Genomic DNA, 19194 nt, shown 5'->3' on the forward strand with positions numbered 1-19194 from the left:
CACATGGGAGCGCAACTCCGGGTCTACCGGTCGAAGATCCGCTCGGCCCAGACGACCAAGAAGATCACTCGGGCCATGGAGCTGATCTCGGCCTCGCGCATCCAGAAGGCGCAGAACCGCGTCGCTGCCGCGGCGCCGTACTCGAACGCGATCACGCGCGCCGTGTCCGCTGTCGCGACCTACTCGAACGTGGAGCACCCGCTCACGACCGAGCGCGAGAAGCTGGACACGGCCGCGATCGTGATCTTCACCTCCGACCGCGGCCTCGCCGGCGCGTTCTCCTCGAGCGTGCTCAAGGAGGCCGAGGAGCTGGCCGCGCTGCTGCGCAGCGAGGGCAAGGAGGTGGTCTTCTACCTGGTCGGCCGCAAGGCGAACGCGTACTTCTCGTTCCGGAAGCGGGCCAGCGTCCGCGTCTGGACGGGCGGCACCGACCAGCCCGTGTTCGAGACGGCGAAGGAGATCGCGGACGCGGTCGTCGAGTCGTACAACCTCGATGACGAGGAGGGCGGCGTGGACGAGATCCACCTCGTCTACAACTGCTTCGTCAGCATGGTCACCCAGCAGCCGACCGTCGTCCGGCTGCTGCCGCTCGAGGTCGTCGAGGGCGCCGAGGAGCAGAACAGCGAGCTGTACCCGCTCTACGAGTTCGAGCCCGACCCCGAGACGGTCCTCGACCGCCTCCTGCCCGTGTACGTCGAGAGCCGCATCTTCAACGCGATGCTGCAGTCGGCGGCCTCGGAGCACGCGGCACGCCAGAAGGCCATGAAGTCGGCGAGCGACAACGCGGACACGCTGATCAAGACCTACACCCGTCTCGCCAACAACGCCCGCCAGACCGAGATCACGCAGCAGATCGCCGAGATCGTCGGCGGCGCCGACGCCCTGTCCTCCTCCAAGTAAGAGGGCTCCGCTCCACACAGTTTCGACTCCGCCCTCCGGGAGCGGTGAGACCACAGAAGGAAGTAGCAATGACACTGACCGCACCTGAGGCGGCGACCGGGACGTCGGGCGGGGCCATCGGCCGCATCGCCCGCGTCACCGGCCCCGTCGTTGACATCGAGTTCCCCCACGACGCGATCCCCGAGGTCTACAACGCGCTCTACACGCACGTCGAGGTCGAGGGCGTCTCGAGCAAGCTGACCTTCGAGGTCGCGCAGCACCTGGGCGACGACCTCGTCCGGGCCATCTCCCTGAACCCCACCGACGGACTCGTCCGCGGCCAGGAGGTCCACGACACCGGCCTGCCGATCTCGGTCCCGGTCGGCGACGTGACCAAGGGCAAGGTCTTCAACGTGATCGGTGAGGTGCTCAACGCCGACGCCGACGGGAAGATCAACGGAGAGTCGTTCGAGATCACCGAGCGCTGGCCCATCCACCGCAAGCCCCCGCAGTTCGACCAGCTCGAGTCCAAGACCGAGCTGTTCGAGACCGGCATCAAGGTCATCGACTTGCTCACTCCGTACGTGCAGGGCGGCAAGATCGGCCTGTTCGGCGGAGCGGGCGTCGGCAAGACCGTCCTCATCCAGGAGATGATCCAGCGCGTCGCGCAGGACCACGGTGGAGTGTCGGTGTTCGCCGGCGTCGGCGAGCGCACCCGTGAGGGCAACGACCTCATCGCCGAGATGGAGGAGGCGGGCGTCTTCGACAAGACCGCGCTCGTCTTCGGCCAGATGGACGAGCCGCCGGGAACGCGTCTGCGCGTCGCCCTGTCGGCACTGACCATGGCGGAGTACTTCCGCGATGTGCAGAAGCAGGACGTGCTGCTCTTCATCGACAACATCTTCCGCTTCACGCAGGCCGGCTCGGAGGTGTCGACCCTCCTGGGCCGCATGCCCTCCGCGGTGGGCTACCAGCCGAACCTCGCCGACGAGATGGGTGTGCTCCAGGAGCGCATCACCTCGACGCGCGGACACTCGATCACCTCGCTGCAGGCGATCTACGTCCCCGCCGACGACTACACGGACCCGGCGCCGGCAACCACCTTCGCCCACCTCGACGCGACCACCGAGCTCTCCCGCGAGATCGCGTCGAAGGGCCTCTACCCGGCCGTCGACCCGCTCACGTCCACCTCGCGCATCCTCGACCCCCGCTACCTGGGCGCCGACCACTACCGCGTGGCGACGAACGTGAAGCAGATCCTGCAGAAGAACAAGGAGCTGCAGGAGATCATCGCGATCCTCGGTGTCGACGAGCTGTCGGAGGAGGACAAGATCACGGTGTCGCGTGCGCGCCGGATCCAGCAGTTCCTCTCGCAGAACACCTACATGGCGAAGAAGTTCACGGGTGTCGAGGGCTCGACCGTCCCGCTGAAGGACACGATCGAGTCGTTCGACGCGATCACCAAGGGCGAGTTCGACCACGTGGCCGAGCAGGCGTTCTTCAACGTCGGCTCGATCTCGGACGTCGAGGAGAAGTGGACCCAGATCCAGAAGGAGAACGGCTGATCATGGCCGGGACCCTGAAGGTCAGCGTCGTGTCCGCGAACGCCGAGGTGTGGTCCGGAGAGGCGAAGCAGCTCACGGCTCGCACCGTCGAGGGCGAGATCGGCATCCTCGCCGGCCACGAGCCGATGCTCGCGATCCTCGCCACCGGCGAGGTGCGCGTCACGGCCCTGGACGGCACGCGTCTCACCGCGCAGGCCGACGACGGCTTCCTGTCCGTCGAGAACGACGTGGTGACCGTGGTCGCCCGTCAGGCATCGCTGGTCTAGTACACCGCCGCTCACCGCGGCACGGAGGGGCCGGACGATCATCGCGATCGTCCGGCCCCTTCGTCGTGCCGCCCGTCCCTCTTCTCCGAAGGAGTCCTGTGCACGTCCTGCTGCCACCGTCCGAGACGAAGCGCGACGGCGGCGACGAGCCGTTCGTGCTCGAGTCGCTCGCCTTCCCCGAGCTCCACCCGAAGCGGCGCGAGCTGGCGGAGGCGCTGATCGCGCTGGCCGGGGACCGCGAGCTCTCGGCCCGGGCGCTGAAGCTCGGTCCGCGTCAGCTCGGCGAGATCGATCGCAACGCGGCGCTCGCGACCGCGGCAGGCCTCCCCGCGGTCGACCGCTTCGACGGGGTGCTCTTCGATGCGCTCGACGCGCGCAGCCTCGATCCCGGTGCACGGGAGGTGCTCGGTCGGACGGCGATCGTGCAGTCCGCGCTCTGGGGGCCGATCCGCGCCCTCGACCTGATCCCTGCCTACCGTCTGTCCCACGACTCCCGCGTCCCGGGGAGGCCGCTCAAGCGCTGGTGGGCAGCGGAGGCCGGGCGGGTGCTGAGCGCGCTCGACGGGCTCGTCCTCGATCTGCGGAGCGAGGCGTACGCGGCGCTCGGACCGGTTCCCGCGGGCGAGGGGCGGTTCTTCGTCCGCGTCCGCTCGCGCGGGGCCGACGGCGCCCTCCGGTCGCTGAACCACTTCAACAAGCAGGGCAAGGGGCGCTTCGTCAGGGCGCTGGCGGAGGACCGGGTGGCGACGGAGTCACTCGGCGAGCTCTCGGCGTGGGCGGCCGGGCGCGGGTTCCTGCTCGCCGAGAACCGGCACACGGGAGAGCTCGACCTCGTCGTGCCGGAGTCGTAGGCGTCAGCGTCGGCGCCAGCAGCCGGTGAGGTGGTCGTCGACGACTCCGGCCGACTGCATCAGCGCGTACGCGGTGGTCGGTCCGACGAAGCGGAGCCCAGCGGCCTTCAGCGCTCGCGCGAGCGCCGTCGACCCGGGCGTCGTCGCAGGGACGTCGGCGGCTCGGACCACCCGGTCCTCGACGTCCGGATCGTGGAAGGACCACACGAGCTCGTCGAGCGCGCCCTCGCCTCTCTGCTCCAGGAGCGCGAGCACGGCCCGGGCGTTGTCCCGGGTGGCGATGATCTTCGCGCGGTTCCGGATGATGCCGCTGTCCTCCATCAGCCGCTCGACATCGGTGTCGTCGTACCGGGCGACCCGGGCCGGATCGAAGCCGTCGAAGGCCTCGCGGAACCTCGGCCGCTTGCGGAGGATCGTGATCCAGGAGAGGCCGGACTGGAACGCCTCGAGGGAGATCTTCTCGAACAGCGGGCGATCTCCGTGCAGCGGGGTGCCCCATTCCTCGTCGTGGTAGCGGCGGTACTCCGGATCCGCGCCGCTCCAGGCGCAGCGGACCAGGCCGTCCTCTCCCTCGACGAGTCCGTCGGCCGTGCTCATCGGTGGGGGATCCCCTCGTGATCGAGAAGCCAGGCTTTCGTGGCGACGCCCTCGCCCGCGCTGAAGCCGGTGATCCGTCCGTCGCTCGCGAGGACGCGGTGGCAGCCCACGATGATCGGCACCGGGTTCGCACCGACCGCTCCGCCGATGGGCCGGCCCGCCCGGGGGCGACCGGCGGCCGTGCCCAGTGCGCCGTAGGAGGTGATCTCCCCGAAGCCCAGAGCCTGGAGCCGCTGCCAGATCTCGAGCTGGAAGGGCGTGCCGCGCAGAGCGACCGGCAGATCGAAAGAGCGGCGGGTCCCGTCGAAGTACTCGTCCAGCTGCTCGACGGCCCGCAGGAGCACCGGGAGGTCCGACTCCGGGAGGTGCTCGTGCGGGAGCAGACCGGCCTGCTCGATGGCGAGCGAGACGATCGCATCGCCGTCGCTGCCCACCTCGATGCGGCCGAGGGGGCTCGTCGTCCGTCGGACGTGAAGGGGAGTCGTTCTCATGCGTCGAGAGTATCCGCGGGACTCCCCACCGACCGGCGGGAATCGGACGCCGGTGCAGAACTCGGCCGATCGGCCCCTGTGGAGGGATTCCTGGCCAGAGGGCGCCATCCGTGCGCCGGCGATTCGGTGTCGATGGGACCTATTCCTCCACAGGCGACGATCTCGAGATCCTTCCGATGATCCCGGAGGACCGTCGCTCCCGGCGGGTGCGGTGGTCGGCAGGATCGCAGCATGACCTCCTCAGCGCTCCTCCTCCGCCCCGCTCCCGCCTCGCGTGTCCCGGCCTCACCCGACGACGCCGCACTGTTCCATGCCGCTCACGGATCCCGGCGGGGTGCGGCGGAGGCGAGCCTCGTGCTCGTCCCGTTCCGGGCCGGCGCGCCGAGCGGCTCGCTCCGCTTCGAGCTGTCGGGGGCGGATCCGGCCCTGGTCGCGCGGGCCTGCCTCGGCGCGCTCGGGCGGTTCGGGCGGGTGCAGCGAGCACTCGCGCTGGTGCATCCCGGCGAGGCGGGTCCGGAGTCGTGCGAGGGACTCGTCGCCGCCCTCGAGGAGCGTGCGCGCCGGCTCCCCGGCCTCGCCCTCCGCGTCGCCGTGCTCCCGTCGTCCGGCCGCGACGACGGGCTCGAGGCCGGCGACCGGGACGACCCGCGAGCGGTGGCCGCCGCGGTCGACCGTCTCCTCGACCGCCACCCGCGGGCCGAACTGCCCGACGTGCTGTTGCACGGCGTCGACGACCTCGTCCGGCGAGCTCTCACCGGTCCCGATCCCGAGGTCCGGCCTGCGGGCCTGGCTGCGCTCGTCGTGGCCGTGCAGCGCAGCCGCGGTGCGGACCGCGTGCTGCGGTCGGCGCGGAGCGGTGACCCCGGCGCGGCGGGAGCGCTCGCCCCGCTGCTCCGCCGTGCCGCCGTCGTCGCACCCGCGAGCGAGCGAGCCGGAGTGCTCGTCCTCCTCGCGCGGATCCTGGCCGGTGAGGGCCGTGCCGACGAGGCCGGACGGCTCGCCGACGAGGCCGTCGCTCTCGATCCGCACCACGCAGGTGCGCGCCGAGTCGCGGCCGCACTCGCCGCCGATCGTCGGGAGCGCGCCGCGTGAGGGCGCTAGAGCCGCGACCAGGCCTCGGTGAGCACGCTCCGGAGGATCTGCTCGATCTCGTCGAACTCGCGCGGGCCGATGGTGAGCGGCGGCGCGAGCTGGACGACGGGATCGCCGCGGTCGTCCGCCCGGCAGTACAGCCCCGCGTCGAAGAGCCCCTTCGAGAGGAATCCGCGCAGCAGCCGCTCCGACTCGTCCTCGTCGAACGTCTCCTTCGTCGCCTTGTCCTTCACCAGCTCGATGCCGAAGAAGTAGCCGTCGCCCCGGACGTCGCCGACGATCGGCAGGTCGAGCAGCTTCTCGAGCGTGGACCGGAAGACGGGCGAGTTCTCTCGCACGCGCTCGTTCAAGCCCTCCTCCTCGAAGATGTCGAGGTTCTCGAGCGCGACCGCGGCCGAGACGGGGTGGCCGCCGAAGGTGTAGCCGTGCGGGAAGACGACCTGACCGTGGCGGAAGGGCTCGTAGATCCGATCGCTGACGATCGTCGCGCCGATGGGGGAGTAGCCGCTGGTCATCCCCTTCGCGCAGGTGATCATGTCCGGCACGTAGCCGTACTCGTCGCAGGCGAACATGTGCCCGATGCGGCCGAACGCGCAGATCACCTCATCGGACACCAGCAGCACGTCGTGCTTGTCGCAGATCTCGCGGACCCTCTGGAAGTACCCGGGAGGGGGCGGGAAGCAGCCGCCCGAGTTCTGCACGGGCTCCAGGAACACGGCGGCCACCGTGTCCGGCCCCTCGAACTCGATCATCTCCTCGATGCGGTTCGCCGCCCACAGGCCGAACGCCTCCAGGTCGTCGCCGTGCTCGGGAGCCCGGTAGAAGTTGGTGTTGGGGACACGGAAGCCGCCCGGCACCAGCGGTTCGAACATCGACTTCATCCCGGGGATGCCCGTGATCGCGAGCGCTCCCTGGGGAGTGCCGTGATACGCGACCGAGCGCGAGACGACCTTGTGCTTGCCCGGCTTGCCCTGCAGCTTCCAGTAGTGCTTGGCGAGCTTGAAAGCCGTCTCCACAGCCTCGCCGCCGCCGGTCGAGAAGAAGACCCGGTTCAGGTCGCCCGGCGCGTGGTCGGCGAGCCGGTCGGCCAGCTCGATCGCCGAGGGGGTCGCGTAGGACCAGAGCGGGAAGAAGGAGAGCTCGGACGCCTGCTTCGCCGCGGCCTCCGCCAGTCGGCGCCGCCCGTGTCCCGCATTGACGACGAAGAGGCCGGACAGGCCGTCGAAGTACTTGCGCCCGGTGCTGTCCCAGATGTGGTGTCCCTCGCCGCGAGTGATGATCGGCACGCCCGCGCCCGAGTCCATCGTCGACTGACGGGTGAAGTGCATCCAGAGGTGGTCCTTCGCCTTCTTCTGCAGGGAGGCGTCGTCGATCCCCCCTGGCGCGTCGGTCCCGCGGACGGGATCGCCCGACTCGAGGCCGGAGGTCGAGAAGGCTGTCTCGGTGGTCATCTTTTACCGCGTTCCCCAGTTGTAGAACTGCTTGTGGAGCTTCAGATAGACGAAGGTCTCGGTCGAGAGCACGCCGGGAAGCGACCGGATCTCCTGGTTGAGCAGGGCGATCAGATCGTCGTCGTTCTCGCACACGACCTCGGCGAGGATGTCGAAGGAGCCGGCTGTCAGCACGACGTAGTCGACGGCGGGGATGGAGGCGAGCCGGTCCGCGACGTCGCGGGTGTCGCCGGTGACGCGCACACCGATCATCGCCTGGCGGTAGAAGCCGAGCTGCATCGGATCCGTCACCGCGACGATCTGCATGACGCCCGACTCCGTGAGCTTCTGCACCCGCTGCCGGACGGCCGCCTCGCTCAGGCCCACGGCCTTGCCGATCTCGGCGTACGAGCGCCGACCGTCCGCCTGCAGCTGCTCGATGATCGCCTTCGACACCTCGTCGAGCTGGACAGGACGCTGAGAGGGTGGGCGAGACGGGGCCATGCGGCGATTCTGGCAGTCCACGGGGGCCCGGGCAAGTGGATCCGCACGTCGGAGCTCGCTCCGGCATCGGATCCGGTGGTCTAAGCGTGGTCCCGTCTGCGCGACGGACATCGGGCGACAGCGATGGCGGCCGGCTCGGCGGAGGGCCGTCAGCGACTACCATCGGGAGGCGGCCGGGCACCCCTGGAGCCGGCGGTCACGGGCCGTCGGACCGGACGGGCGCGGGCCACGGGGATGCGAGGAGCAGCGATGACGCAGATCGGCCGCAGCCGCGCGTCCGTCACCGTCCCCGTCTCCGCCTGGAGCTCCGACGCGCCCTCGGCCGAAGTGACCCTCGGCTGGGCCGCGCGCACCGAGACCGGCCACGTGCGCAGCGCGAACGAGGACAGCTACCTCGCCAAGAGCCCGCTCTTCGCTGTCGCCGACGGGATGGGCGGGCACGCGGCAGGAGAGGTCGCCAGCGACGCGGTCGTGTCGCGCCTGTCCACCGCGGCGCTCGGCGCGACCGTCGGAGCGGAGGAGATCGACCGGGCGCTTCGGGAGGCGGTCGGGGACATCGCCCGGCAGTCGCACACGGCCGACGTCGGCACCGGGACCACGGTCACCGGGATCGCGCTCACGGTGGTCGGGGGAGAGCCCTACTGGTCCGTCTTCAACATCGGCGACTCGCGCGTGTACCTGAGCGTCGCCGGGACCCTCGTGCAGCTCACCGTGGACCACTCCATCGTCCAGGAGCTGGTCGACGCGGGCCTGATCTCCCGCGACGAGGCCGACGTGCATCCGCACAGCAACGTGATCACCCGCGCGGTCGGCTTCCACGAGGCGCCCGTCCCCGACTACCGGCTCGTGCCCGTCCTCGCCGGATCGCGTCTGCTGATCTGCTCGGACGGACTCACGAAGGAGCTGACCGATGCCGGCGTCGGCCACCTGCTCAGCGGCACCGGCTCCGCTCAGGAGGCGGCCGACGCCCTGGTCGACGCCGCGCTGGACAACGGCGGGCGCGACAACGTCACCGTGATCGTCGTCGACGTCCTCGCGGTCACCGGCGACGAGGAGGCCGGCGCACCGGTCTGACGAGCAGAGCTCCGGCACGGGACGGCCGCGGTCGCGGTGCCGCCCGACCGCCCGCACGCGCCGAACGGCCTTACGACGGCCCTGCGCCTGCCGGTTCGCGTCGGGTTCGGCCGGCTCGAGGCTCCCCGCGCCGGCGCTGGGTACGATGGTGAGCGGAAGGGCGTTCTCGGTGATCTGCAGCACGTGTGGCTCCAACCTCGCTCCCGGGGCGATCCTCTGCGGCGAGTGCGGTTCGTCGGTGGCGGCGCATGCCACGACGGGTGCGTCCCGCCCCTCGTCCTCCGGCGACACGACGGTCCTCGACCCGTCCCGCCGTGCCTGGCTGCCGGGCCTGGCCCCCGGCCGGCACCGGCGTCCCGCCCCCGGCGCACCGATGGCGCCGCCCTCGCAGGGGCTCGTGCGCCTCAGCTTCGCGACCGGGCAGCACGCGATCGTGACCGGCAACGGCCTGATCGGACGCCAGCCGCTCCCGGACCCCAACGAGACGTTCCGGCACATCCTCGCGATCCCGGATCCGTCGCGATCCCTCTCCAAGACCCACCTCGAGTTCGGCTTCGACGAGGGCGGGCTCTGGGTCAGGGACCGCTGGTCGGCCAACGGGTCCGTGCTGGTCGCGCCGACCCAGGCGCCGCTCCCGCTCGAGGCCGGCCGCCGCTACCGTGCGAAGCTCGGCAGCCGGATCCTGCTCTCCTCGGTCGAGATGGCGGTCGAGCGCGTCGACGGGTCCGCCGGCGGCTCGGGACGCCCGCCCCTCACCCGCTGACGGCACGGCCTCCGGGGACCGAATCGGCGGTCGACACGGCCTCCGGGTGCGGAATTCGTGACGATCATGTTTCCGGATGAGCGTTCTCCTCCGTTCGCCGTGACAGGCGGATGAGCGCTGTGCCAGTATTTCCCCACGTTCGGCCCCCGAGGCACGAGCCCCGACGCAGTCAGGAGCCCCCGCCATGACCCGTCCCCTCCCGAGGGATCCCGTCCTCCGCCGGGCCGTCGCCGCGGCACGCTCGCACGAGCGCGAGCGCCGGGCGGTCCTCTCGCGTCGGGCGGTCCTCGGCGGGATCGGCCTCGGAGCGGGTGCCCTCGCCCTGGCCGCCTGCGCCCCGCAGACCCGTGCCGCTCCGACCGCCGCCGCCGACGGATCGGCCGGCGACCCGCGCCTGGTGTGGGACAACTGGCCCGCCTACATGGACGAGGACGACGACGGGAACCACCCCACGCTCCAGGGCTTCGAGGAGCAGACGGGCATCGCGGTGACCTACAACGTCGCCGTCGACGACAACAACTCCTACTACGGCAAGGTGAAGGACCAGCTCGCGCTCGGGCAGTACATCGGCGCCGACACGGTCTGCCTGACGGAGTGGATGGTCTCGCGCCTGGTCCGCCGCGGCTACGTGCAGGAGCTCGACCACGCGAACATCCCGAACATCGCCAACCTCACCCCCTCGCTGGCGAACCCCGACTTCGATCCGGGCCGCCGGCTCTCCCTCCCGTACCAGGCGGGGTTCTCGGGCATCTGCTGGAACAAGGAGAAGCTGCCGAAGGGCCTCTCGAGCATCGAGGAGCTGTGGGATCCGTCGCTCCGCGGCCGCGTCGGCGTGCTGAGCGAGATGCGCGACACGATCGGGCTCATCATGCTCGCTCAGGGGACGGACATCGCCGGCTCCTGGGGCGACGACGAGTACATGAACGCGATCGACGTCTTCCGCGAGCAGGTCGACGCCGGACAGATCCGCAACATCAAGGGGAACGCGTACCTCAACGACCTGCAGAACGAGGACACCCTCGCGGCGATCTGCTGGTCCGGCGACATCACCCTGATCAACGCCGAGGCCGGCGACAAGTGGGAGTTCGCCTTCCCCGACTCGGGCGGCGCACTCTGGAACGACACCTTCGTGGTCCCGATGGGCTCCGAGCGCAAGGCCAACGCCGAAGCCCTGATGAACTACTACTACGAGCCCGAGGTCGCCGCCGAGGTGGCCGCCTGGGTCAACTACATCACCCCCGTGGATGGAGCGAAGGACGTCATGGAGAGCATCGATCCGGAGCTGGCCGAGAACCAGCTGATCTTCCCCGACGAGGACACGCTCGCGCAGGCGCACGTGTTCCGGACCCTGACCGCCGCGGAGGAGAAGGAGTACCAGGCCGAGTTCCAGAAGGTGCTCCTGGGCATCTGATGGCGATCGGGACCTTCGCCGAGAGCGGCGCCGACCTCCAGCTGGTCGGGATCAGCAAGCAGTACCCGGGCTTCACGGCCATCGACTCCCTGGACCTCACCATCCCGGCGGGCTCCTTCTTCGCCCTGCTGGGCCCCTCGGGCTGCGGCAAGACGACGACGCTGCGCCTGGTCGCCGGGCTCGAGGAGCCCTCCGCCGGCCGGATCCTCATCGGCGGGCGGGACGTCACCGAGACGAAGACGTACCAGCGGCCCGTCAACACCGTGTTCCAGTCGTACGCGCTGTTCCCGCACATGTCGATCCTCGAGAACGTCGCCTTCGGCCTGAAGCGGCGGAGGATCGCCGACCCCGTCGGCAAGGCGCACGAGGCGCTCCGCCTGGTCGAGCTCGACCACCTCGCCCAGCGCCGCCCCGCGCAGCTCTCCGGTGGTCAGCAGCAGCGGGTCGCCCTCGCGCGCGCCCTCGTCAACCGGCCCGCCCTGCTCCTGCTCGACGAGCCGCTCGGCGCCCTCGACCTCAAGCTCCGCCGGCAGATGCAGCTGGAGCTCAAGTCGATCCAGGAGGAGGTGGGCCTCACCTTCCTCCACGTCACGCACGACCAGGAGGAAGCCATGACGATGGCCGACACCGTCGCGGTGATGAACAAGGGCAGGATCGAGCAGATGGGCGCGCCGGAGGAGCTCTACGAGCTCCCGCGCACCGCGTTCGTCGCGAACTTCCTCGGCCAGTCCAACCTCTTCACGGGCGAGGTGGTCGGCAGCACCGACCGCGCACTCACTGTCGACGCGGGCGGGCACCGGATCGTCGTGCCCGTCGCCCGCTGCGCCCGTACGAGCGGGGAGATCACGGTCGGCGTCCGCCCCGAGAAGCTCCTGCTGCTGACGCAGGAGCCGTCGGCGGACTCCGGCCGGAACGTGCTCGGGCCCGGCCGCGTGGTCGACGTCTCCTTCAGCGGGGTCAGCACCCAGTACACGATCCGGATGCCGGGCCTGGGCCCGGTGGTCGTCTTCGCGCAGAACATGGTCTTCGGGCCGGTCGTCGGCGAGGGAGCGGAGGTGTGGGTCGGCTTCAGCACCGAGCACGGCTTCGGACTCGCGGACGAACCGGGCTCGGTCCCGCGCTTCGAGGCGGACGACTCCACCAGCGCCATCGCCGTGCAGCGCCGGGGGCTCCTGGCCGGTCGCAGCGGGGGAGCGTAGGCATGGCCTTCGCCGCCTTCGCCACGGGGCAGGCGGATCCTCAGGACGCTCCGGTCCGCCGGCGGTCGACGATCGCGCTGGTCCTGCTGCTGCCGGGCATCGCCTACATGCTGCTGTTCTTCCTGGCGCCGCTGATCTCGCTCGTGCTCACGTCCTTCCAGGCCGAGGTGCCGGACGGGGACATCGGCGAGTACGCCCCCGGGTTCGCCTGGCAGAACTACCTCGTGGTGATGGGCGACTACTGGCCGCACGTGCTCCGCTCCTTCGGCTACGCGCTGATCGCGACGGTGCTCGCGCTGGTGATCAGCTACCCGCTGGCCTACTTCATCGGAGTGAAGGCGCGGCCCTGGCCGCTGCTGCAGAACCTGCTCCTCACGCTGGTGATCGCGCCCTTCTTCATCAGCTTCCTGCTCCGGACGCTGGCGTGGAAGCAGATCCTCGCGGACGAGAGCCCGCTCGTGCAGGCGCTCAAGGCCGTGGCGGTCCTGCCGAGCGACGGCCACCTCACGGGGACGCCGATCGCCGTGATCTTCGGCATCACCTACAACTTCATCCCGTTCATGACGCTGCCGCTGTACACGACGCTCGAGCGCCTCGACGTGCGCTTCCTGGAGGCAGGGTCGGATCTCTACGCGCACCCCGCCTCCGTGTTCTGGAGCGTGACGGTCCCCCTGTCGATGCCGGGCATCGTCTCGGGCACGCTGCTGACGTTCATCCCCGCGGCGGGCGACTACATCAACGCGAGCCGGGACTTCCTCGGCTCGTCGCAGACCTCGATGGTGGGCAACGCGATCGAGGCGAACTTCCTCACGCTCGAGAACTACCCGGCGGCCGCCGCGCTCTCGATCGTGCTGATGGCCGTGATCCTGGTCATCGTCGGCTTCTACGTGAAGCGCAGTGGAACGGAGGACCTCCTGTGACCGCGACGGCCGACCGTCCGCTCGCGAGCGCCCAGGAGGCGCTCGGCGCGCCGCCCCCCGCCCCGATCCGGGGCCGCCGCCGCTTCCGGGGCCTCGGGCTCGGCGTGTACACGGCGCTGGCGCTGCTCTTCCTGCTCATCCCTATCGGGTACACCTTCGTCTTCTCCTTCAACGACTCGGGGAAGAGCAACCTCGCCTGGCGCGGTTTCACCCTCGACAAGTGGGTGTCGGCCTGGACCAGTGAAGAGGTGATGACCGCCTTCGGGAACAGCCTGCTGGTCGGTGTGATCGCCACCGTGCTGGCCACTGCGCTCGGCACCATGATCGCCATCGCGCTCGTGCGGTTCCGCTTCCGGTTCCGGTCGGCGATCAGCCTGCTGCTGTTCCTCCCCATGGCGACTCCGGAGGTGGTGCTCGGAGCCGGCCTCGCCGCGCAGTTCCTCAGCGTGGGCGCCGAGAAGGGACTGGTCACGATCGTGCTGGCGCACACGATGTTCTGCATCAGCTTCGTCGTGGTCACCGTGAAGGCGCGGGTGGCGAGCCTGGATCCGAAGCTGGAAGAGGCGGGACGCGACCTCTACGCGTCGCCGAACCAGGTCTTCTGGCGGATCACCTTCCCGCTGCTGCTGCCCGGCATCCTCGCCGCGGCGCTGCTCTCGTTCGCGCTGAGCTTCGACGACTTCATCATCACGAACTTCAACTCCGGATCGGTCACCACGTTCCCGAAGTACATCTACATCGCGGCGGCGCGCGGCATCCCGGCGGAGGCGAACGTCATCGCGTCGGCGGTGTTCGTCCTGGCGATCCTCGTGGTGGTGATCACGCAGGTCTCCGCGGCGGCCCGGGCGAAGCGCCTCACGCGCGAGCAGTAGCTCAGGGTGTGCCGGGAGGTGCGGTCAGACGTAGGAGGCACGGATCGCGCCGACCGGGCGCCCGCCGCCCGACACGACCGGGTTCAGCCGCACCAGCACGTCGTTCGCCGCGGTCCGGTCCACCGCGTCCGCCTCGACCAGGAGCTTCAGCGCGACCACGGTCGCGGCGCGGAGGCTCCCGTCGAGGATCTTCAGGGCGACGGTGGTGCCGTCGGGCGAGGCCATCACGAGCACGCCCTCGGCGCCGAGCTTGGCGACCAGGCCCAGGCGCTCGATCACGACGGTGTTGTCCCGGCCCGGGCCGTCGATCGCCCACGCGTTCTCGAGGATCGCGGCCGTGAGGACGCCGGCCTGGCGGTAGAGGCCGAACGGTGAGGCGGGGGAGGAGGACACGATCCGCGAGACGCCCTTCGCCAGCGCGGTCAGAGGAAGGGCGTGCACGGGAGCTCCGCAGCCGTCGATCCCCGAGGCCACGACGCGCTCGCCGGTGAGGCGCTCGATCGTGTCGACGATGTGCTGCTGCAGCGGGTGCGTCCGCTCGAGGTAGTCCTCGGTGCTCCAGCCGTTCTGCACGCAGGCCAGCAGCATCGCCGCGTGCTTGCCCGAGCAGTTCATGTAGAGCGGGTCCGGAGTCGCGCCCGCCCGCAGCAGCTGAGCGCGGGTCCCGGAGTCGCCGGGCCAGTCGGCCGGGCACTGCAGGGCGGTGTGGTCCAGGCCGGCGCGGAAGAGCAGGTTCTGCACCAGCGCCACGTGCTGGGGGATGCCGGCGTGGCTCGCGGTGGCGATGACCGCCTCCGCGCCGTTCAGCTCGACTCCGGCGGTCATCACCGCGAGGGCCTGGAACGGCTTGAGGCAGGAGCGGGGGAAGACGGGAGCCGTCGGGGTGCCGAGGCTGCGGGCGACGCGGCCCTCGGAGTCGAGGAGGACGGCGGAGCCGGCGTGGCGCGACTCGACGAACCCGGATCGCTCGACGACGGCCAGCTCGACGGACTCGGCGACGGTGAAGGTTCCTGCTGGCATCCACCCATCCTGCCCGATGCGCCGACCGGTCCCGCGCTCCCGGAGACGCCGAAGGCCACCGGGGAGCGCCTCGGCGCCCGCGGTGGCCTTCGGAGGATCGCGCCTAGAGGGTGGCGAACGCGTCGGCGATGACCGACACGGCGTCGTCGAGCAGCTCGTCGGTGAGGGCGAGGCTCGGCAGGAAGCGGACCACGTTGCCGTAGGTGCCGGCGCTCAGCACGAGGACCCCGTGCTGGGCGGCGTAGTCGATGATCGCCTGGACCGCGACGGCGTTCGGCTCCTTCGTGGTGCCGGCGGTGCCGGGCTGCACGAGCTCCATCGCCATCATCGCGCCGATGCCGCGGACGTCGCCGATGATGTCGTAGCGCTCCTGCAGGCCTCGCAGCGCCGCGCCCAGGCGTGCGCCGATCCGGTCGGCCTCGGCGAGGAGGCCCTCGCGCTCGATGCGCTCGAAGACCGCGACGGCGGCGGCGGCGGCGACGGGGTTCCCGCCGAAGGTGCCGCCCAGTCCGCCGGCCTGCGCCGAGTCCATGATCTCGGCGCGACCCGTCACGCCCGCGAGCGGCAGGCCGCCGGCGATGCCCTTGGCCGAGAGGACGAGGTCGGGGACGAGGCCGAGGTGCTCGCTGGCGAACCAGGCGCCGGTGCGGGCCATGCCCGACTGGATCTCGTCGGCGACGAAGACGATGCCGTTGGCCGTGCACCACTCCTGCAGTGCCGGGAGGAAGCCGTCGGCGGGGACCATGAAGCCGCCCTCGCCCTGGATGGGCTCGGCGACGAGGCAGGCCAGGGCGGACGCGCCGACGGTCTTCTCGAGGTACGAGATCGCGCGCTGGGCGGCCTCGGCTCCAGACAGGCCGTCGTGGTACGGGTACGAGCTCGGCGCACGGTGGACGTCGCTGGCGAAGGGTCCGAAGCCCAGGCCGTAGGGCAGCGCCTTGAAGTTCATGGCCATCGTGAGGTTCGTGCGTCCGTGGTACGCGTGGTCGAGCACCGCGACGCCGGGGCGGCCGGTGTGCTTGCGCGCGATCTTGACGGCGTTCTCGACCGCCTCGGCACCGGAGTTGACCAGGACGGTCTTCTTGGCGAAGTCGCCGGGGGTGTGCTGGGCCAGCAGCTCCGCGACGCGGATGTAGGGCTCGTACGGAGTGACGGTGAAGAGGGTGTGCGTGAGGCGCGCGAGCTGCTCCGCGGCGGCCGCGACGACGGAGTCGTCGGTGTGCCCGATCGTCGTGACGCCGATGCCGGCGCCGAGGTCGATGAAGCTGTTGCCGTCGACGTCGACCAGGATCGCGCCGTGCGCGCGGTCGATGTAGACGGGGAGCGCGGTGCCGACGCCGGTGGGCACGACGGCGAGGCGGCGCTCGTGCAGGGCCCGGGATCGCGGCCCGGGGATCTCGGTCGCGACGCGCCGCTCCTGGGGGACTGCGGACGTGGGAACCTGGGGGGCGAGCGTGTCTGTCATGGTCCTCGGAGTCTACCCGCGGGGGTTCCGCGTCCAGAGGTCCAGACCGGCGCGACCGGCCTGATCCACCGCCGTCGAGGAGGAGCCCGATGAAGTCCGAGCACGAGTACGCGGTGTCCGTCGTCTGGGAGGGCGACCGGGGCACCGGCACGAGCGGCTACCGCGAGTACGGGCGCCAGCTGACCGTCACGGCGGAGGGCCCGGCGCCCATCCTCGCCTCGGCCGACACGCCCTTCCGGGGTGACGCCGACCGCTGGAACCCGGAGCAGCTGCTCCTCGCGGCGCTCGCGCAGTGCCACCTCCTCTCCTACCTGCACGTGGCGGTCAAGAACGGAGTCGTCGTCACCGGCTACACGGACGACGCGGTGGGCTCGATGCTGCAGGAGGGGGAGAGCGGCCGCTTCACCTCGGTGACCCTCCGGCCCCGCGTCACTGTCGCCGAGGAGTCGATGGTGGCGATCGCCCAGACGCTGCACGCCGAGGCCTCCCGGCTCTGCTTCATCGCCAACTCGGTGAACTTCCCCGTCTCCCACGAGCCGGAGGCGTCCGCGCGCTGAGGCTCAGCGGCGCTCGTGCGGGAGCGCCCGGCGGATGCGCTCGACCGTGGTCGTCGGCGGCGACTCGTTGTACGCACCGGCGAGCTCCTGCCCGGAGAGCGCGTGGACGGCCGCCATCACCTCGTCGGTGGCGTGGCGTCGGACGCGGCCGGAGTCGGCGGAGCCGTGCCGCGAGAGGTCCAGCGGAGCCCCGAAGCGGACCGTGATCCGGTGCAGGCGCGGCACCCTCGTGCCCACCGGCTGGAGCTCCTGCGTGCCGATCATGCCGACGGGGACCACCGGCGCGCCCGTGGTGAGGGCGAGCCACGCCACTCCGGTGCGGCCTTTGTAGAGGCGCCCGTCGCGGGAGCGGGTGCCCTCGGGGTAGACGGCGAACGCCTCGTCCCGCTCGAGGATCGCCCGGCCGAGGTCCAGCGCCTCCTGAGCGGCCTGGCCGGCGCCGCGCTCGACCGCGACGGCTCCGACGCTCGTGAAGAAGGCGCGCGAGAGGGCGCCCCGCACGCCGGTCCCCGTGAAGTAGTCCGACTTGGCCAGGAACTGCACCGGCCGCGGGGCGAGCAGCGTCAGCACCGGGGAGTCGATGAACGAGAGGTGGTTGGCCGCCAGGATCACGCGTCCCTCGGCCGGGACGTTGTCGCGCCCCTCCACGATCGGCCGGTAGACCAGCCGGCCGACGCCGCCGATGGACAGGCGCGCCAGACGCGCGGAGAGGCCGATCCCCGGGGGAGTCGGCCTCTCGTGGTCGTCGTCGATCCGCATTCCGACGAAGCTACCGGGGCGTCCATGCCGCTCCGGTCATGCGGCGGATCAGCCGAACTGGGCGAGCGCCTCCTCGATGACCGTCGCGGCGTCGTCGATGAGCTCCTCGCTGATGACCACGCTCGGCATGATCCGCAGCACGCTGTCCCAGCTGCCCGCGTCGAGGACGATCACGCCGTTCGTGGTGGCGTGCTTCAGGATCGCGGTGAGCGCCTCCGGGTACTGCTTCTTCGTGCCCGGGTGGACGAGCTCGACGCCCCACATCGCGCCCTTGCCGCGGACCTCGCCCACGACCGCGAAGCGCTCGGCCCAGTCGCCGATCCGCGCCTGCAGCAGGCGCTCGACCCGCTGCGCCTCCTCCAGCAGGCCCTCGGACTCGATCGCCTCGAACGTCGCGAGCGCCGCGGCGGTGGAGACGGGGTTGCCGCCGAACGTGCCGCCGATGCCGCCTGGCTGCACGGCGTCCATGATCTCGGCGCGGCCGGTGACGGCGGCGAGCGGGAAGCCGCCGGCGATGCCCTTGGCCGTCGTGATGAGGTCCGGGACCACGCCGTGGTGCTCGATGGAGTACCAGGTGCCGGTGCGGGCGATGCCGGCCTGGATCTCGTCCGCGACGAAGACGATGCCGTTCTCGGTGCAGAACTCGGACAGGCGGCGGAAGTAGCCCGGCGCCGGGATGATGATGCCGCCGTCGCCCTGGATCGGCTCGACGAAGAGCGCGGCCAGCTCCTGCGCGCCGATGTGGGTGGTGATGTAGTCGATGGTGCGCTCGGCCGCCTCCTCGCCCGTCATGCCCTCGGGGTCGCGGAACGGGTAGCTGATCGGGAGGCTGTAGATCTCTCCCGGGAAGGGGCCCATGCCCGCGCGCTCCGGCCAGGGGCGGTAGGTCATCGCCATCGTGAGGTTGGTGCGGCCGTGGAAGGCGTGGTCGAGCGTCGCGATGGCGCGGCGGCCGGTGAACTTCCGCGCGATCTTGACGGCGTTCTCGACCGCCTCCGCGCCGGAGTTGACCAGGATCGAGTGCTTCTCGAAGTCCCCGGGGGTGATCTCGGCGAGCTTCTCGGCGACCCGGACGTAGTTCTCGTACGGAGTGACGGTGAAGAGGGTGTGCGTCAGCTTCTCGGCCTGCGCGGCGGCCGCCGCGGCGACCGCGGGGTGCGCGTGGCCGATGGTGGTCACTCCGATGCCGCAGCCGAGGTCGATCAGGCGGTTGCCGTCGACGTCGACCAGGACCGCGCCCGACGCGTGGTCCATGTAGATGTTCGCGAGCGTCCCGGCGCCGCGGGAGACGCTGGCGACGCGGCGCTCCTGGAGGGCGACGGAGCGCGGGCCGGGGAGCTCGGTGACGAGCTCTCGGGACTGGGGGACCGAGAATTCACGCATTCCCCGATGGTAGGCCTGGGACCGTTCGAGGACCCGCACCCAGCGCGTTGCGAGGCGCGCCGTGCAGGATGGAGCCGATCCCCAAACGTCCACCGG

General features: G+C 70.9%; 20 protein-coding genes. 12 read left to right on the forward strand and 8 right to left on the reverse strand.

Annotated features, from left to right (window positions below):
- The first annotated feature begins 3 nt into the window (after positions 1-3).
- The 4 genes from C5C82_RS06840 (at position 4) to C5C82_RS06855 (ending at position 3561) form a co-directional block, all read left to right on the forward strand.
- The gene (locus tag C5C82_RS06840) at positions 4-900 is read left to right on the forward strand and encodes a F0F1 ATP synthase subunit gamma (RefSeq protein ID WP_104354836.1); all 897 of its coding nucleotides are present in this window, start codon (positions 4-6) and stop codon (positions 898-900) included.
- Positions 901-968: 68 nt separating this feature from the next.
- Positions 969-2444: a F0F1 ATP synthase subunit beta gene (gene atpD / locus C5C82_RS06845; protein ID WP_104223025.1), complete on the forward strand. Its 1476-nt coding sequence runs from the start codon at positions 969-971 to the stop codon at positions 2442-2444.
- Between the two features lie 2 nt (positions 2445-2446).
- Positions 2447-2710, forward strand: coding sequence for a F0F1 ATP synthase subunit epsilon (locus C5C82_RS06850; protein WP_104223026.1), 264 nt, complete (start codon positions 2447-2449; stop codon positions 2708-2710).
- A gap of 98 nt (positions 2711-2808) precedes the next feature.
- Entirely contained in the window at positions 2809-3561 is a 753-nt protein-coding gene (locus tag C5C82_RS06855) for a YaaA family protein (protein ID WP_104232700.1), read from the forward strand.
- Positions 3562-3564: 3 nt separating this feature from the next.
- On the opposite strand, the gene C5C82_RS06860 is transcribed toward C5C82_RS06855, so the two are convergent.
- Both C5C82_RS06860 and C5C82_RS06865 read right to left on the reverse strand, forming a co-directional pair.
- On the reverse strand, positions 3565-4158 hold the full coding sequence (locus tag C5C82_RS06860; RefSeq protein WP_104260210.1) for a DNA-3-methyladenine glycosylase I: 594 nt from the start codon (positions 4156-4158) through the stop codon (positions 3565-3567).
- Complete coding sequence (locus C5C82_RS06865) at positions 4155-4649, reverse strand: methylated-DNA--[protein]-cysteine S-methyltransferase (RefSeq protein ID WP_104223029.1); 495 nt, start codon at positions 4647-4649, stop codon at positions 4155-4157. The genes C5C82_RS06860 and C5C82_RS06865 overlap by 4 nt, the downstream gene beginning before the upstream one ends.
- 231 nt (positions 4650-4880) lie before the next feature.
- Here C5C82_RS06865 and C5C82_RS06870 point away from each other — a divergent pair, with 231 nt between their 5' ends.
- A complete protein-coding gene (locus C5C82_RS06870; protein WP_104295002.1) occupies positions 4881-5741 on the forward strand; it encodes a hypothetical protein in 861 nt (286 codons plus the stop codon).
- Between the two features lie 5 nt (positions 5742-5746).
- Here the strand turns inward: C5C82_RS06870 and C5C82_RS06875 are convergent, their stop codons facing one another.
- On the reverse strand, positions 5747-7192 hold the full coding sequence (locus C5C82_RS06875) for an aspartate aminotransferase family protein (RefSeq protein ID WP_104223031.1): 1446 nt from the start codon (positions 7190-7192) through the stop codon (positions 5747-5749).
- A gap of 3 nt (positions 7193-7195) precedes the next feature.
- Positions 7196-7675, reverse strand: a complete 480-nt coding sequence (locus tag C5C82_RS06880) for an Lrp/AsnC family transcriptional regulator (RefSeq protein WP_104223032.1) — start codon at positions 7673-7675, stop codon at positions 7196-7198.
- 249 nt (positions 7676-7924) lie between these two features.
- On the opposite strand from C5C82_RS06880, the gene C5C82_RS06885 reads away from it, so the two are divergent.
- The 6 genes from C5C82_RS06885 (at position 7925) to C5C82_RS06910 (ending at position 13914) form a co-directional block, all read left to right on the forward strand.
- The gene (locus tag C5C82_RS06885; protein WP_104225583.1) at positions 7925-8749 is read left to right on the forward strand and encodes a PP2C family serine/threonine-protein phosphatase; all 825 of its coding nucleotides are present in this window, start codon (positions 7925-7927) and stop codon (positions 8747-8749) included.
- A 238-nt stretch (positions 8750-8987) separates the two neighbouring features.
- The gene (locus C5C82_RS06890; protein WP_104223034.1) at positions 8988-9512 is read left to right on the forward strand and encodes a hypothetical protein; all 525 of its coding nucleotides are present in this window, start codon (positions 8988-8990) and stop codon (positions 9510-9512) included.
- A 184-nt stretch (positions 9513-9696) separates the two neighbouring features.
- A complete protein-coding gene (locus C5C82_RS06895) occupies positions 9697-10923 on the forward strand; it encodes a PotD/PotF family extracellular solute-binding protein (protein WP_104295003.1) in 1227 nt (408 codons plus the stop codon).
- The gene (locus C5C82_RS06900) at positions 10923-12122 is read left to right on the forward strand and encodes an ABC transporter ATP-binding protein (RefSeq protein WP_104225585.1); all 1200 of its coding nucleotides are present in this window, start codon (positions 10923-10925) and stop codon (positions 12120-12122) included. Before C5C82_RS06895 ends, C5C82_RS06900 begins: the two co-directional genes overlap by 1 nt.
- Positions 12123-12124: 2 nt before the next feature.
- Positions 12125-13042 (forward strand): ABC transporter permease, encoded by a 918-nt coding sequence (locus C5C82_RS06905; protein ID WP_104223037.1) that lies wholly within the window; start codon positions 12125-12127, stop codon positions 13040-13042.
- 104 nt (positions 13043-13146) lie between these two features.
- Positions 13147-13914: an ABC transporter permease gene (locus C5C82_RS06910; protein ID WP_374953765.1), complete on the forward strand. Its 768-nt coding sequence runs from the start codon at positions 13147-13149 to the stop codon at positions 13912-13914.
- A 24-nt stretch (positions 13915-13938) separates the two neighbouring features.
- Here the strand turns inward: C5C82_RS06910 and C5C82_RS06915 are convergent, their stop codons facing one another.
- Together C5C82_RS06915 and gabT are read right to left on the reverse strand one after the other, a co-directional pair.
- Positions 13939-14934, reverse strand: a complete 996-nt coding sequence (locus tag C5C82_RS06915; RefSeq protein ID WP_104223039.1) for an asparaginase — start codon at positions 14932-14934, stop codon at positions 13939-13941.
- A gap of 103 nt (positions 14935-15037) precedes the next feature.
- Complete coding sequence (gabT, locus tag C5C82_RS06920; protein WP_104223040.1) at positions 15038-16399, reverse strand: 4-aminobutyrate--2-oxoglutarate transaminase; 1362 nt, start codon at positions 16397-16399, stop codon at positions 15038-15040.
- 89 nt (positions 16400-16488) lie between these two features.
- Between gabT and C5C82_RS06925 the strand changes: the two genes are divergently transcribed.
- Positions 16489-16956: an OsmC family protein gene (locus C5C82_RS06925; protein WP_104232692.1), complete on the forward strand. Its 468-nt coding sequence runs from the start codon at positions 16489-16491 to the stop codon at positions 16954-16956.
- 3 nt (positions 16957-16959) lie between these two features.
- Here the strand turns inward: C5C82_RS06925 and C5C82_RS06930 are convergent, their stop codons facing one another.
- Together C5C82_RS06930 and C5C82_RS06935 are read right to left on the reverse strand one after the other, a co-directional pair.
- The gene (locus tag C5C82_RS06930; RefSeq protein WP_104295005.1) at positions 16960-17715 is read right to left on the reverse strand and encodes a 1-acyl-sn-glycerol-3-phosphate acyltransferase; all 756 of its coding nucleotides are present in this window, start codon (positions 17713-17715) and stop codon (positions 16960-16962) included.
- Positions 17716-17763: 48 nt separating this feature from the next.
- Positions 17764-19098 (reverse strand): aminotransferase class III-fold pyridoxal phosphate-dependent enzyme, encoded by a 1335-nt coding sequence (locus C5C82_RS06935; RefSeq protein WP_104223043.1) that lies wholly within the window; start codon positions 19096-19098, stop codon positions 17764-17766.
- Positions 19099-19194 lie beyond the last annotated feature (96 nt).

Origin of the sequence: Rathayibacter sp. AY1D5, from assembly GCF_002932515.1 — a bacterium.
GTDB lineage: Bacteria > Actinomycetota > Actinomycetes > Actinomycetales > Microbacteriaceae > Rathayibacter.